General features: G+C 55.2%; 14 protein-coding genes and 2 tRNA genes. 11 read left to right on the top strand and 5 right to left on the bottom strand.

The genetic code is table 11. The features are described from left to right. Positions 1 to 12 precede the first annotated feature (12 nt). Positions 13 to 89, top strand: a tRNA-Asp gene (locus EDF82_RS24930). A 50-nt stretch (positions 90 to 139) separates the two neighbouring features. Next, positions 140 to 215, top strand: a tRNA-Trp gene (locus tag EDF82_RS24925). 98 nt (positions 216 to 313) lie between these two features. Here the strand turns inward: EDF82_RS24925 and hdfR are convergent. Continuing rightward, the gene (hdfR, locus tag EDF82_RS24920; protein WP_123758144.1) at positions 314 to 1135 is read right to left on the bottom strand and encodes an HTH-type transcriptional regulator HdfR; all 822 of its coding nucleotides are present in this window, start codon (positions 1133 to 1135) and stop codon (positions 314 to 316) included. Positions 1136 to 1253: 118 nt separating this feature from the next. Between hdfR and EDF82_RS24915 the strand changes: the two genes are divergently transcribed. After that, a complete protein-coding gene (locus EDF82_RS24915) occupies positions 1254 to 1592 on the top strand; it encodes a DUF413 domain-containing protein (protein WP_123758143.1) in 339 nt (112 codons plus the stop codon). A 24-nt stretch (positions 1593 to 1616) separates the two neighbouring features. Here EDF82_RS24915 and EDF82_RS24910 read toward each other — a convergent pair whose 3' ends face one another. Then, positions 1617 to 3137 (bottom strand): YifB family Mg chelatase-like AAA ATPase, encoded by a 1521-nt coding sequence (locus EDF82_RS24910; protein ID WP_123758142.1) that lies wholly within the window; start codon positions 3135 to 3137, stop codon positions 1617 to 1619. A gap of 364 nt (positions 3138 to 3501) precedes the next feature. On the opposite strand from EDF82_RS24910, the gene ilvL reads away from it, so the two are divergent. The 7 genes from ilvL (at position 3502) to ilvA (ending at position 10046) form a co-directional block, all read left to right on the top strand. Beyond that, entirely contained in the window at positions 3502 to 3600 is a 99-nt protein-coding gene (ilvL, locus tag EDF82_RS24905; protein ID WP_001311244.1) for an ilv operon leader peptide, read from the top strand. Between the two features lie 66 nt (positions 3601 to 3666). Next, a complete protein-coding gene (gene ilvX / locus EDF82_RS25710) occupies positions 3667 to 3738 on the top strand; it encodes a peptide IlvX (RefSeq protein WP_217426897.1) in 72 nt (23 codons plus the stop codon). 2 nt (positions 3739 to 3740) lie between these two features. Further along, entirely contained in the window at positions 3741 to 5387 is a 1647-nt protein-coding gene (ilvG, locus tag EDF82_RS24900; protein ID WP_123758141.1) for an acetolactate synthase 2 catalytic subunit, read from the top strand. Continuing rightward, on the top strand, positions 5384 to 5641 hold the full coding sequence (gene ilvM, locus EDF82_RS24895; RefSeq protein WP_123758140.1) for an acetolactate synthase 2 small subunit: 258 nt from the start codon (positions 5384 to 5386) through the stop codon (positions 5639 to 5641). Before ilvG ends, ilvM begins: the two co-directional genes overlap by 4 nt. Positions 5642 to 5657: 16 nt before the next feature. Next, complete coding sequence (locus EDF82_RS24890) at positions 5658 to 6587, top strand: branched-chain amino acid transaminase (RefSeq protein WP_123758139.1); 930 nt, start codon at positions 5658 to 5660, stop codon at positions 6585 to 6587. A gap of 61 nt (positions 6588 to 6648) precedes the next feature. Beyond that, entirely contained in the window at positions 6649 to 8499 is a 1851-nt protein-coding gene (gene ilvD / locus EDF82_RS24885) for a dihydroxy-acid dehydratase (protein WP_123758138.1), read from the top strand. A 2-nt stretch (positions 8500 to 8501) separates the two neighbouring features. Further along, on the top strand, positions 8502 to 10046 hold the full coding sequence (gene ilvA / locus EDF82_RS24880) for a threonine ammonia-lyase, biosynthetic (RefSeq protein WP_123758137.1): 1545 nt from the start codon (positions 8502 to 8504) through the stop codon (positions 10044 to 10046). On the opposite strand, the gene ilvY is transcribed toward ilvA, so the two are convergent. Beyond that, positions 10043 to 10933 (bottom strand): HTH-type transcriptional activator IlvY, encoded by an 891-nt coding sequence (gene ilvY / locus EDF82_RS24875; RefSeq protein WP_123758136.1) that lies wholly within the window; start codon positions 10931 to 10933, stop codon positions 10043 to 10045. The two genes, ilvA and ilvY, sit on opposite strands and share 4 nt — an antisense overlap. A gap of 162 nt (positions 10934 to 11095) precedes the next feature. Here ilvY and ilvC point away from each other — a divergent pair, with 162 nt between their 5' ends. Continuing rightward, positions 11096 to 12571, top strand: coding sequence for a ketol-acid reductoisomerase (gene ilvC, locus EDF82_RS24870; RefSeq protein ID WP_123758135.1), 1476 nt, complete (start codon positions 11096 to 11098; stop codon positions 12569 to 12571). A 121-nt stretch (positions 12572 to 12692) separates the two neighbouring features. On the opposite strand, the gene ppiC (EDF82_RS24865) is transcribed toward ilvC, so the two are convergent. Then, positions 12693 to 12974 carry a peptidylprolyl isomerase PpiC gene (gene ppiC, locus EDF82_RS24865; protein WP_123758134.1) on the bottom strand — a complete coding sequence of 94 codons (282 nt, stop codon included), beginning with the start codon at positions 12972 to 12974 and terminating at the stop codon, positions 12693 to 12695. Between the two features lie 50 nt (positions 12975 to 13024). After that, positions 13025 to 13306: a peptidylprolyl isomerase PpiC gene (gene ppiC, locus EDF82_RS24860; RefSeq protein ID WP_123758133.1), complete on the bottom strand. Its 282-nt coding sequence runs from the start codon at positions 13304 to 13306 to the stop codon at positions 13025 to 13027. Between the last annotated feature and the right edge of the window lie 43 nt (positions 13307 to 13349).

The raw sequence follows: 13349 nt of genomic DNA, 5'->3' as shown, positions 1-13349 counted from the left end.
AAGAAATTCGGTGGAGCGGTAGTTCAGTCGGTTAGAATACCTGCCTGTCACGCAGGGGGTCGCGGGTTCGAGTCCCGTCCGTTCCGCCACTTATTAAAATTAAGCCTGCTACATTAGCAGGCTTAATAGTAGCAAATTTAGGGGCGTAGCTCAGTTGGTAGAGCACCGGTCTCCAAAACCGGGTGTCGCGAGTTCGAGTCTCTCCGCCCCTGCCATATATAATCCTTTGCTTAGGCAAAGGATTTTTTTTTGCCTGCCGTTTCCCTTCCAGAAATTTCCTCCACATCCTCCGTCCCTGGAGGCGTGTTTTTAGTTAATCCAGTATGCTGGTTTTGAGTATCTCGCGGATCTGCGCCTGCTTATCGCTATTCTGTAACCAGATAGCGTACAGAGGACGCGACAGCGTTGTGCTATCCGTCACCGTATGTAGCCCGCTTTTATCCTTCACCCAGCGCGTAGGTAACCATGTACAACCATTTAGCGTCGCCAGTTGCTGATAGGCCAACTCGGCGGAACTGGTGGTCAGCAGCGGAACGTCATCGCTACCAATCAGTCCGACCTCATTTTGTTGAAAGTCCGGACCCCATTCCAGGCGCAAATAATTCAATTCACTCTTATTTTTAAACGGCGAGGCGCAGTAGAGTGCCAGGGTAAAATTACCGAGCAACTGGCTGCTTAATTCGTCCATTTTCGGCGATTCTGTCGTGATCAGCAGATCAAGTTGCCGTTCATGTAATTGTTTAACCAGCGATTGCCGCTGCGCAATCCGCGCCTCAAACTGCAGGTTATGGGGCTCTTTGTAGAGTTTCCCCAGCCATCCGTTAAGCATGCATTCCCATAAGGATGCGCTACCGCCAATCGAGAATTCATTATGCCGGGAAGCGTTCGCAACCTCTTTTCGCGCCGCCTGCCAGGTATTCATCAGTGTTTCGGCGTAAGGAAGCAGTTTTTCTCCGGCAGACGTCAGACGGATGTTGTTGCGATGACGGGTAAAAAGGTTAACGCCAAGCTGGTTTTCCAGCTGGCGAATACGAAAGCTGACCGCTGACTGCGTCAGATAAAGCGCCTCCGCTGCTCGCCCAAAGTGGCGAGTTCTACTCACCTCAAGGAAAGTTTTGAGCAATTCCGTATCCACACTCTTCTCCGCAAAATTATTTGTCGTAATGATTTAAATCTTTTGTTTTACACTCTGTCAAGCGTAACTAATACTCCGCGCCATAAATAGCTCGGCCAAAGAATCAGGAGCGTGTAGGATGGCGGAAAGCTTTATGACGACTAATCGTTTTTTCGATAATAAACATTATCCGCGCGGGTTCTCCCGTCATGGTGATTTCACCATCAAAGAGGCACAACTGCTGGAACAGCATGGTTATGCTCTTAACGAACTGGAACTGGGTAAACGCGAACCTGTCACCGAAGATGAAAAACAGTTTGTTTCGGTATGCCGAGGTGAGCGTGAGCCAGTAACGGAAATGGAGCGCGTCTGGATTAAGTATATGGCACGCATTAAGCGGCCTAAGCGTTTCCATACCCTGTCCGGCGGTAAGCCGCAGGTTGAAGGCGCTGAAGATTACACCGAAAGCGACGATTAAGAAAAAAGGGCGAAAGCCCTTTTTTTATGTCATCAGTTTCTGCAAATGAGTCAGCATCCGTTCTATTGCCCGATAGCTAAGGGCCTCCTGAAGATGACAGCGCTCGATACGAGGTTCATCACCGGTGTCGGCGATTGTCCGGGCAACTTTAAGTAAGCGCTGCCAGGCGCGGATAGAGAGTCCCAGCTGTGTTAATACCTGCTCCAGCCATATTGCGTCCTGGTGGTGGAGTGGGCACCAGATTTTCATTTCGCTATTTTCCAGATCGGCATTCAGTTTCTCCTGCCGGGAGAGCTGCTTTTCACGTGCCGCCAGCACTCGCTTGCGCACGCTGGCGCTATCTTCTGACACAGCACCTTCCTGGCTGAGTACGCCGGGTGGTGGCAGAGGGATTTCCAGCGACAGATCGAAGCGGTCCAGGAACGGTCCTGACAGACGCCCCAGATAACGTAAGGTTTGTTCGGGAGAAGCCCGATTATGGTGGCCCTGATAGTGCCCGGTGGGGCTGGGGTTCATCGCGGCAATAAGCTGGAAATGCGCCGGATAGTCAATTTTCGCCCGGGTCCGTGAAATATGTATCTTTCCTGACTCAATCGGCTCGCGCAGCGCATCGAGTACTCTACGTTCAAACTCCGGGAGTTCATCCAGAAATAACACCCCATTATGGGCCAGAGAGATCTCACCTGGAATGGGGATTGAGCCGCCTCCCACCATTGCCGTGAGTGAGGCACTATGATGCGGGCTGCGAAACGGCCGTTGGCGCCACTGTTTCGTCGCGCGTTGAGAGCTGAACAGGCTCAGGATCGCGGCGCTTTCTAATGCCTCCTGATTGCTTAATGGTGGCAGGATACCCGGCAGCCGGCCGGCGAGCATAGTTTTTCCTGTTCCCGGAGGACCGATCAACAGCAGGTTATGCCCACCCGCGGCGACAATTTCCAGCGCGCGTTTCCCCTGCTGTTGCCCAATGACATCACTCAGGTCAGGAAGGCCCTGTGGAGGGCGTTCTGCCTCAGGGAGAGGGCAGGACAACGTGTGCTGGCCTTCCAGGAAAGCGCATACCTCCTGTAGATGCCTGGCGACAAGGCATTCGCCACCTTCAATGAGCCCCACCTCAGTAGCGTTGTCCTCGGCGACGATAATCTGCCGTCCAGCCTTTATCGCCTCCATTGCGCTGGAGATAGCGCCAGGAACGCCACGTAGCGCCCCTGTAAGCGCGAGTTCACCGATAAACTCGTATTGATTCAGCCTGGTAGTATTAAGCTGCTCCGATGCCACCAGAAGCGCGAGAGCGATAGGCAGATCGTACCGACCACCTTCTTTTGGCAGATCGGCCGGAGCCAGGTTAATGGTGACCTTTTTGGCCGGGAACGTATAGCCACTGTTAATGATCGCGCTGCGTACCCGGTCCCGCGCCTCTTTCACCGTGGTTTCAGGAAGACCCACCATGGTCAACCCGGGAAGCCCATTACTGATATGTATTTCGATAGTAATAAGCGGGGCGCTGATACCGAAAGCAGCCCGTGTGTAAACGATCGCGAGTGACATAATGCCTCCTGAGTGCCGGTATTATGTCGGGTGAAAAAGCGTTGGTAACCTGCAATAAGCGTGTTTTAGGCGACGTATTCCAGCGAATTTGCCGGATATCGTTACATTTCATTCAATATGGAATGCGCTTCGCGGTCGAACATCATGGTGGTGGACTCTTCAGAGAGGAATCATCGCGTCGTCATAAAAAATGGCAATAAATTGAATTTTTTTCACTTTATACTTTTCTTATTAAAAACAATTGTTTTACCTAAAATTGTTAGCATGATCAGAAAGTGAGATATAAAAAAATCTTGTGTTTGATGCGATGACTGTGATAACTCTTTAGGTATTCCTTCGAACAAGAAGCCAGAAAGAACAGAAAATGACAGCCCTTCTACGAGTGATTAGCCTGGTCGTGATTAGCGTGGTGGTGATTATTATCCCACCGTGCGGGGCTGCACTTGGACGAGGAAAGGCTTAGTAATCAAGCCTTAACGAACTAAGACCCCCGCACCGAAAGGTCCGGGGGTTTTTTTATAACTTAAAAATGATGAGTGAGGAGCAGACAATGACTAACAGCATAAAATTCTGTTTCTCCCGATCTATGACGGGGAACTAACTATGAACGGGGCACAGTGGGTAGTACATGCTTTGCGAACACAGGGAGTCGACACAGTTTTTGGCTATCCAGGTGGCGCAATTATGCCGGTTTACGATGCATTGTATGACGGCGGCGTGGAACACCTGTTGTGCCGGCATGAACAAGGCGCAGCCATGGCGGCGATTGGTTATGCCCGTGCCACCGGTAAAACCGGCGTCTGCATCGCAACTTCAGGTCCGGGTGCGACGAACCTGATTACCGGTCTGGCGGACGCGTTGCTGGACTCTATCCCCGTTGTTGCCATCACCGGCCAGGTCGCCGCGCCGTTTATCGGCACGGACGCTTTCCAGGAAGTGGATGTTCTGGGACTGTCACTGGCCTGTACCAAACATAGTTTCCTGGTGCAGTCTCTGGAGGAGCTGCCGCGAGTGATCGCCGAGGCTTTCCAGGTCGCCAACTCAGGCCGTCCTGGCCCGGTTCTGGTTGATATCCCAAAAGATATCCAGCTGGCAAAAGGCGAACTCGACCCGTGGTTCTCCACCGTCGATGATGATATCGCCTTCCCTCATGCCGAAGTCGAACAGGCTCTGCAAATGCTGGCAACCGCGCAAAAACCGATGCTGTACGTCGGCGGCGGCGTCGGTATGGCACAGGCGGTTCCCGCTCTGCGCGACTTTATCGGCGTCACGCAACTGCCGGTAACCTGCACGCTGAAAGGCCTGGGCGCCGTTGATGCGGAGTATCCGTACTACCTGGGAATGCTGGGGATGCACGGGACTAAAGCGGCCAATCTGGCGGTACAGGAGTGCGACCTGCTCATCGCCGTCGGGGCGCGGTTTGACGATCGCGTGACCGGGAAGCTGAACACCTTCGCGCCGCATGCGAAAGTTATCCATCTGGATATCGATCCGGCGGAACTGAACAAGCTGCGTCAGGCTCATGTCGCCGTAACGGGCGATCTGAATACGCTGCTGCCGGCGTTACAACGGCCGTTGGCGATTGATGCCTGGCGTCAGTACAACCAGGACCTGTGTGCCGAACACGCATGGCGCTACGATCATCCTGGCGACGGTATTTACGCGCCGCTGCTGCTCAAGCAGCTGTCCGATCGCAAACCGGCCGACAGCGTGGTAACCACCGACGTCGGTCAGCATCAGATGTGGTCAGCGCAGCACATGACCTACACCCGCCCGGAGAACTTTATCACCTCCAGTGGCTTAGGCACGATGGGCTTCGGCCTGCCGGCTGCGGTAGGGGCACAGGTTGCGCGGCCGAACGATACGGTTATCTGCGTCTCTGGTGACGGCTCCTTCATGATGAACGTTCAGGAGCTGGGCACCGTGAAGCGCAAACAGCTGCCGTTGAAAATTCTGTTGCTGGATAACCAGCGCTTAGGGATGGTTCGCCAGTGGCAGCAGCTGTTCTTCGAAGAGCGCTATAGCGAAACGACTCTGACCGATAACCCCGATTTCGTCACGCTGGCCAGCGCCTTTGGCATTCCAGGCCAGCACATCACCCGTAAAGACCAGGTTGAAGCGGCTCTCGACACCATGCTTTCGAGCCAGGGGCCATACCTGCTTCATGTCTCAATTGATGAACTTGAGAATGTCTGGCCGTTGGTACCGCCCGGTGCCAGTAATGCAGAAATGCTGGAGAAATTATCATGATGCAACATCAGGTCGCTTTACAGGCTCGCTTTAACCCGGAAACCTTAGAACGCGTGCTGCGCGTGGTACGCCACCGCGGTTTTCAGGTTTGCTCCATGAATATGGAAACCGCCGCAGACGCCAGCAACATAAATATCGAATTGACCGTTGCCAGCCAGCGTCCCGTCGAATTACTGTTTAGTCAATTAAGTAAGCTGGTCGACGTCGCCTGTGTCGAGATCCAGCAACCAACATCACAACAAATCCGCGCCTAAGCGCAAGGGAAGAAAAATGACGACGAAAAAAGCTGATTACATTTGGTTCAATGGCGAGATGGTTCCGTGGGGCGAAGCCAAGGTTCATGTGATGTCCCATGCGCTTCACTACGGTACTTCTGTATTCGAAGGCATCCGTTGCTACGACTCGCACAAAGGGCCAGTGGTGTTCCGCCATCGCGAACATATGCAGCGTCTGCATGATTCAGCCAAAATTTACCGTTTCCCGGTCTCTCAAAGCGTTGATGAGCTGATGGAAGCCTGCCGTGAAGTGATCCGTAAAAACGGCCTGACCAGCGCTTACATCCGCCCGCTGATCTTTGTTGGCGATGTGGGCATGGGCGTGAACCCGCCGGCGGGATACAGCACTGACGTGATCATCGCGGCGTTCCCGTGGGGAGCTTATCTTGGCGCTGAAGCGCTGGATCAGGGGATCGATGCGATGGTTTCTTCCTGGAACCGTGTCGCGCCAAACACCATCCCTACTGCCGCGAAAGCCGGCGGTAACTATTTGTCCTCGCTGCTGGTTGGCAGTGAAGCCCGTCGTCATGGCTATCAGGAAGGGATCGCCCTCGATGTGAACGGCTATATCTCCGAAGGCGCGGGTGAAAACCTGTTTGAAGTGAAAGACGGCATTCTGTTCACGCCTCCGTTCACCTCTTCCGCACTGCCGGGCATTACCCGTGACGCTATTATCAAACTGGCGAAAGACCTGGATATCGAAGTCCGCGAGCAGGTGCTGTCCCGCGAATCGCTGTATCTGGCGGATGAAGTCTTCATGTCGGGCACGGCGGCAGAAATTACGCCGGTGCGTAGCGTTGATGGTATCCAGGTTGGCGAAGGCCGCTGCGGCCCGGTGACCAAACGTATTCAGCAAGCATTCTTTGGCCTCTTCACCGGTGAAACCGAGGATAAATGGGGCTGGTTGGATCAGGTTAACCACTAAGCATTAAAAGATGGGGCGACACGCAGCGCCCCATTTCACAGAAACTGGGAGTAACTAAAGCATGCCTAAGTACCGTTCCGCCACCACCACTCATGGCCGTAATATGGCGGGTGCCCGCGCGCTGTGGCGCGCAACCGGGATGACTGACGCCGATTTCGGTAAGCCGATTATCGCCGTCGTTAACTCCTTTACCCAGTTTGTTCCGGGTCACGTACACCTGCGCGATCTGGGTAAGCTGGTTGCAGAGCAGATTGAAGCCTCAGGCGGCGTTGCGAAAGAATTCAACACCATCGCAGTGGATGATGGGATCGCCATGGGCCATGGAGGTATGCTTTATTCACTGCCATCCCGTGAACTGATTGCCGACTCGGTTGAGTACATGGTCAACGCGCACTGTGCTGATGCCATGGTCTGTATCTCCAACTGCGACAAAATCACCCCGGGGATGCTGATGGCTTCCCTGCGCCTCAATATTCCGGTTATTTTCGTCTCCGGCGGCCCAATGGAAGCCGGGAAAACCAAGCTGTCTGACAAGATCATCAAGCTCGATCTGGTTGATGCAATGATTCAGGGAGCTGACCCGAAAGTTTCCGACGAACAGAGTGAACAGGTTGAACGTTCTGCCTGTCCGACTTGCGGCTCCTGCTCCGGGATGTTCACCGCCAACTCGATGAACTGCCTGACCGAAGCACTGGGTCTGTCGCAGCCGGGTAACGGCTCCTTGCTGGCAACGCACGCCGACCGCAAGCAACTGTTCCTTAACGCGGGGCAACGTATCGTTGAGCTGACCAAACGCTACTACGAGCAGGATGACGCATCCGCGCTGCCGCGTAATGTCGCCTGTAAAGCGGCGTTTGAAAATGCCATGACGCTGGATATCGCCATGGGCGGTTCCACCAATACCGTACTGCACCTGCTGGCAGCCGCGCAGGAAGCGGAAATCGACTTCACGATGAGTGATATCGACAAGCTTTCACGCAAGGTACCGCAGCTGTGTAAAGTGGCGCCGAGCACGCAGAAATACCATATGGAAGACGTTCACCGTGCGGGCGGCGTGCTGGGGATCCTCGGCGAACTGGATCGCGCCGGACTGTTGAACCGCGACGTGAAAAACGTTTTAGGCCTGACCCTGCCGCAAACGCTCGATCAATACGATGTCATGCTGACCAAAGATGACGCGGTGAAAAAAATGTTCCGCGCTGGCCCGGCAGGTATTCGTACGACCCAGGCGTTCTCGCAGGACTGTCGCTGGGATACCCTGGATGACGATCGCGCTGAAGGCTGCATCCGCTCGCTGGAACATGCTTACAGCAAAGATGGCGGCCTGGCGGTACTGTACGGCAACTTTGCAGAAAATGGCTGTATCGTGAAAACGGCCGGCGTGGATGACAGCATCCTGAAATTCACCGGGCCTGCCAAAGTCTACGAAAGCCAGGACGATGCCGTTGAGGCGATCCTCGGTGGCAAAGTGGTGGCGGGCGACGTCGTGGTTATTCGCTACGAAGGGCCGAAGGGTGGTCCGGGGATGCAAGAGATGCTCTACCCGACAACCTTCCTGAAATCCATGGGGCTGGGCAAAGCCTGTGCGCTGATCACCGACGGACGTTTCTCAGGCGGCACATCAGGCCTGTCGATTGGTCACGTTTCACCGGAAGCGGCCAGCGGCGGCAATATCGCGATTATCGAAGATGGCGATATGATTGCCATTGATATTCCGAACCGTGGGATTCAACTGCAGTTGAGCGATGCCGAGATTGCCGCACGTCGCGAAGCGCAAGAGGCTCGTGGCGATCGGGCGTGGACGCCGAAATCCCGTGAACGTCAGGTCTCTTTTGCACTCCGCGCCTATGCCAGCCTGGCAACCAGCGCCGATAAGGGCGCGGTACGCGATAAATCCAAACTTGGGGGTTAATCATGGCCGAGTCACAACCCCTGTCTGCCGCCCCTGAGGGGGCGGAATATCTCAGGGCGGTGCTACGGGCACCGGTCTATGAAGCGGCGCAGATTACGCCGCTGCAGAAAATGGAAAAGCTCTCTTCGCGTCTTGATAACGTGATCCTGGTGAAGCGAGAAGATCGCCAGCCGGTGCATAGCTTCAAGCTGCGCGGGGCCTACGCGATGATGGCGGGGCTGACGGAAGCGCAGAAAGCGCAGGGCGTGATCACCGCTTCCGCAGGTAACCACGCTCAGGGCGTGGCTTTCTCCGCCTCGCGCCTTGGCGTGAAGGCGCTGATCGTGATGCCGGTTGCGACGGCGGATATCAAAGTCGACGCGGTGCGTAACTTTGGTGGCGAAGTCCTGCTACACGGTGCCAATTTTGACGAAGCGAAAGCAAAAGCCATTGAGCTGGCGCAACAGCAGAACTTCACCTGGGTGCCGCCCTTTGACCATCCGATGGTGATTGCCGGACAGGGCACGATGGCGCTGGAACTGCTGCAGCAGGATGCCCATCTGGACCGCGTTTTTGTTCCGGTCGGCGGCGGCGGTCTTGCCGCGGGCGTTGCGGTTCTGATCAAGCAGCTGATGCCGCAGATCAAGGTGATTGCGGTAGAAGCGGAAGACTCTGCCTGCCTGAAAGCCGCGCTGGAAGCCGGACATCCGGTGGACCTGCCGCGCGTCGGGCTGTTTGCCGAAGGGGTGGCGGTGAAACGCATCGGTGACGAGACCTTCCGGGTTTGTCAGGAGTATCTCGACGATATCATCACCGTCGACAGCGATGCGATTTGCGCGGCGATGAAAGACTTGTTCGAAGATGTCCGTGCGGTAGCAGAACCTTCTGGCGCGCTGGCGCTGGCGGGGATGAAGAAATATATCGCTCAGCATGATATTCGCGGCGAACGGCTGGCACACGTGCTGTCCGGCGCTAACGTTAACTTCCACGGCCTGCGCTACGTTTCCGAACGCTGCGAGCTGGGTGAACAACGCGAAGCGCTGCTGGCGGTCACCATCCCGGAAGAGAAAGGCAGCTTCCTGAAGTTTTGCCAGCTGCTGGGCGGGCGTTCAGTCACCGAGTTCAACTACCGTTTCGCTGATGCTCAGGACGCCTGTATCTTCGTCGGTGTCCGTTTGAGCCGAGGCCTGGAAGAGCGCAAAGAGATTCTGGATCTGCTGCGGGAAGGCGGCTATAGCGTGGTCGATCTTTCCGATGACGAAATGGCGAAGCTGCATGTGCGCTACATGGTCGGCGGGCGGCCGTCAAAACCGCTGCAGGAGCGGCTGTTTAGCTTCGAATTCCCTGAGTCGCCAGGGGCGCTGCTTAAGTTCCTGCATACGTTAGGCACCCACTGGAACATCTCTCTGTTCCACTACCGCAGCCATGGGACCGACTATGGTCGCGTGCTGGCCGGTTTTGAGCTTGGCGATCATGAGCCAGATTTTGAAACCCGACTGCATGAGCTGGGCTATGACTGCCACGATGAAACGCATAACCCGGCATTTCGCTTCTTTCTTGCGGGTTAGTGGTTAGGCAACAAAGACCAGAAAGCATCAATAAGCGGCTCATACAGCCGCTTTTTTTGCGCACACACGCCCAGCTCAAATGGCGTTTTTTCATCGCTGCGCTCTAAAATCATTACGCGATTGCGTACCGGTTCCGGGCTGTTCTCCAGCACCACTTCGGGAATCAGGGCTACGCCGCAGCCGAGTGCGACCATCGAGACCATCGCCTCATGGCCACCCACGGTGGCATAAATTGACGGGTTGCTGATTTTTTGCCGCCGGAACCACAGTTCGATACGCCGACGCACCGGGCCCTGATCGGCCATGATAAATGGCACCGTTGACCAGTCGGGGTTCTCCACCGAAATCTGGCTACGTACCGGGCAAGGCAAGGCCGGGGCTATCAGCACCACCGCCAGATTCTCCAGCATTGAAAACGCCACTGCGCCCGGCAACGTCTCCGGCTTACCGGCGATCGCGAGGTCAGCTTCGCCCGTCACCACTTTTTCCATGGCGTCGGCGGCATCGCCGGTGGTGAGCTTAATTTCTACCGAAGGGTGCTCGGCGCGAAAGCGGTCGAGAATCGGCGGTAGATGGCTGTAGGCGGCGGTGACGGAGCAGAAAATATGCAGCTCGCCGGACAGCGACGGCCCCTGCTGATCGATGGTGTGGCGCAATTGTTGATACTGCAACAGCGTTTGCTGGGCAAACGTTCTCAGCTCTTCGCCCGCTTCGGTGAGCGTGACCGTGCGGTTATCGCGGACAAACAGCGCCTGGCCAAGGTCTTCTTCCAGGCGCTGGATTTGCCGGGACAGGGTCGAGGGACTGACGTGCATCGCCCGCGCGCTGCGGCCAAAATGGCGGCTTTCCGCCAGATGCAGGAAGGTTTTCAGATCGCGTAAATCCACTGGCCGCACTCCACGATTTTACATTGCAGATATTGCAATGTGACGTTGTGAATATATCAATTTCCGCAATGAATTTCCTGTCATATAGTGGGTTCATTCTCAATTGCCACAATACGGCAAGCGAACCGAACAATAAGACGTACAACATCACGGAGTATCACCATGGCTAACTACTTTAATACACTGAACCTGCGCCAGCAGCTGGCACAGCTGGGTAAATGTCGTTTTATGGCTCGCGACGAATTCGCCGATGGCGCCAGCTACCTTCAGGGTAAAAAAGTGGTCATCGTCGGCTGCGGCGCCCAGGGTCTGAACCAGGGTCTGAACATGCGTGACTCTGGCCTGGATATCTCCTACGCACTGCGTAAAGAAGCCATCGCTGAAAAACGTGCTTCCTGGCGCAAAGCGACCGAAAACGGTTTTACCGTCGGGACTTATGAAGACCTGATCCCGCAGGCTGATCTGGTTGTTAACCTGACGCCGGACAAACAGCACTCTGACGTTGTGCGTTCTGTACAGCCGCTGATGAAAGATGGCGCTGCGCTGGGCTACTCTCACGGTTTCAACATCGTGGAAGTGGGCGAGCAGATCCGTAAAGACATCACCGTCGTGATGGTCGCGCCGAAGTGCCCGGGTACCGAAGTGCGTGAAGAGTACAAACGCGGTTTCGGTGTACCGACGCTGATCGCTGTTCACCCGGAAAACGACCCGAAAGGCGAAGGCATGGCTATCGCTAAAGCCTGGGCTGCGGCGACCGGTGGTCACCGTGCCGGCGTACTGGAGTCCTCCTTCGTTGCGGAAGTAAAATCTGACCTGATGGGCGAGCAGACTATCCTGTGCGGTATGCTGCAGGCCGGTTCTCTGCTGTGCTTCGACAAGCTGGTGGCTGAAGGCACCGACCCGGCTTACGCAGAAAAACTGATTCAGTTCGGCTGGGAAACCATCACCGAAGCGCTGAAGCAGGGCGGTATCACCCTGATGATGGATCGCCTGTCCAACCCGGCGAAACTGCGTGCTTATGCGCTGTCCGAGCAGCTGAAAGAGATCATGGCGCCGCTGTTCCAGAAACACATGGATGACATCATCTCCGGTGAATTCTCTTCCGGCATGATGGCTGACTGGGCTAACGACGATAAGAAACTGCTGACCTGGCGTGAAGAGACCGGTGCAACCGCGTTCGAAACCGCTCCACAGTTCGAAGGTAAAATCGGCGAGCAGGAGTACTTCGATAAAGGCGTTCTGATGATCGCTATGGTGAAAGCGGGCGTTGAGCTGGCGTTCGAAACCATGGTTGATTCCGGCATCATTGAAGAGTCCGCTTACTACGAATCACTGCACGAGCTGCCGCTGATTGCCAACACCATCGCGCGTAAGCGTCTGTATGAAATGAACGTGGTTATCTCCGACACCGCAGAATACGGTAACTACCTGTTCTCTTACGCTTGCGTACCGCTGCTGAAAGAGTTCATGACCACTCTGCAGACCGGTGACCTCGGCAAAGCGATCGCGGAAGGCGCGGTAGATAACGCCCAGCTGCGTGACGTGAACGACGCGATTCGTAACCACCCGATCGAATCCGTCGGCCACAAACTGCGCGGCTACATGACTGACATGAAACGTATTGCTGTTGCGGGCTAACGCTCTGCTCTGAATACGAGACGTCAATAAACGAAAACCCGGCATGCGTCAGCACTGCCGGGTTTTTTGTTTTTGCATCAATCATCGTGAACCGCTCTCAGGCAGAGTGGTTCGGTCGTTATTACTTGCGGTACAGGACTTTGATGATGTGATAGCCAAACTGGGTGTGCAGCGGGCCGGTTGGCTCCAGCTCAGGGCAGGAGAAGACCACTTTATCAAACGCCGGAACCATCTGGCCCTGACGGAATTCACCTAAATGGCCGCCTTTTTTACCTGACGGGCAGGTAGAGTGTTTTTTCGCCAGCTTCTCGAAATCGGCGCCGTTTTTGATCTGCTCCAGCAGGTCGAGGGCCAGTTTCTCTTCTTTCACCAGAATGTGCATTGCTGCCGCTGTTTTTGCCATGATCGTGCCTTGATAAGTTGCTATGAATCAGACGGCAATATTAGCATGCGCTAGCGGCGATACAGCACCTTAATGATGTGGTAGCCGAACTTAGTTTTTACCGGTCCGAAGGGTTTGAGCAGCGGGCAACTGAAGACGGCGCTGTCAAACGGGCCAACCATAACGCCCCGGTTAAACTCACCAAGATCGCCGCCATTGCGGCCTGACGGACATTTTGAATAGCGTTTTGCCAGATGATCAAAGCTCACGCCGCGTTCCAGTTTGGCGAGGATCTCTTGGGCCAGCTTTTCTTCTTTTACCAGGATATGCAGGGCTGCTGCGCTCTTTGCCATCGTTTTGCTCTCAGGATTATCGGTGTTGCGACCACTTTACCAT

The organism is Klebsiella sp. BIGb0399 (assembly GCF_003752615.1).
Classification (GTDB): Bacteria; Pseudomonadota; Gammaproteobacteria; order Enterobacterales; family Enterobacteriaceae; genus Klebsiella; species Klebsiella lignicola.
The sequence above is the reverse complement of the archived record's forward strand: the minus strand, read 5'-3'. Positions and strand labels throughout refer to the sequence as shown.